Origin of the sequence: Saccharopolyspora indica, assembly GCF_027853965.1 — a bacterium.
GTDB classification, from domain to species: Bacteria; Actinomycetota; Actinomycetes; order Mycobacteriales; family Pseudonocardiaceae; genus Saccharopolyspora; species Saccharopolyspora indica.
Window position 1 is genome coordinate 1 of sequence record NZ_JAQGLB010000051.1, and the last position, 1,050, is coordinate 1,050.

Here is a 1,050-nt window from a genome sequence, read left to right on the forward strand (position 1 = left end):
GCTATAGAGGTTGTTTGGGATCTTGTTGGGTGGTGTGTGTTAGGCGTGCGAGTTTGCGTGTCATGTGGATGATGGCGGCCCAGCAGACGATGGTGGCGTGGTGTTCGGGGAGGCGTTCGTAGTCGCGGGCGCAGCGTCGTCGTCGGCTGATCCAGGCCAGGGTGCGTTCGATGACCCAGCGGCGGGGCAGGAGTTGGAAGCCTTTCTGTCCTGCTTGCCGGTAGACGATTTCCACGACCAGGCCGAGGACGTTCTCGGCCTGGTCAACGAGAGGGCCTTCGTAGCCCTGATCAGCCCACACATGTTTGAGTCCGCGTAACGACGCCCCGTAGAGCGCGCGCCAGGCGGCATCACGGTCCTGCACGTCGGCGGCGGTGATGACCACGGTCACCACCAGCCCGAGGGTGTCGGTGACGAGGTGGCGTTTGCGGCCGTTGACTTTCTTGTGGGGGTCGAACCCGCTGCTGTGGCGGGGCACGGTGGCCTCGGCGGTCTTGTGTACTGATTGGGAATCGATGCAGCCGGCGCTGGGGCGCGCACTGCGGCCCAGGGCGGTGCGCAGGTGCCTGCGCAGCGCGTCGACCAGGTCGCTGGTGGCCAGCTCACGGCACCAGCGGCGAAGCATGCCGTAGACGGTCTGCCAGGGCGGGAAATCGGCGGGCAGGTTGCGCCATTTACCGCCGTTGTCCACCACGTAGAAGATCGCATCGATCATGGTGCGACGGGAGTGTTTCTCCGGCCTGCCGCCCAGCCCGGTGGCTGCCAGTGGCGCGGGCAGCAACGGGCTGAGAGCTTCCCACTCGGTGTCGGTGAGATCCGAGGTGTAGCGGGGTCGGCGGGTCATGCAGCCGCACGTGCAGCGGCACCCCCGCACATCGGCACCAACGGGTACAGGGTTCAATGACATGGCGGGTTCTTGTGATCGCAGGCTTAGACAACCTCAGCGATAACAAGAACCCGCCCTGCATTTCAGCACCTGAACCCCACCCGTGATGATCTTGAGCCCATATCACAACCACCCAACCCAAGATCCAAAACAGCCTCTATAGC

1 protein-coding gene is annotated in these 1,050 nt (G+C 64.3%); it reads right to left on the reverse strand.

Annotated features, from left to right (window positions below; all coding sequences use genetic code 11):
• Nucleotide 1: 1 nt before the first annotated feature.
• Nucleotides 2–907 (reverse strand): IS5 family transposase, encoded by a 906-nt coding sequence (locus OU416_RS40185; protein ID WP_333779689.1) that lies wholly within the window; start codon nt 905–907, stop codon nt 2–4.
• Nucleotides 908–1,050 lie beyond the last annotated feature (143 nt).

What these genes read in the sequence shown, in the direction of transcription:
- OU416_RS40185 (WP_333779689.1), bottom strand. Translation starts at nt 907, where the DNA reads ATGTCATTGAACCCTGTACCCGTTGGTGCCGATGTGCGGGGGTGCCGC.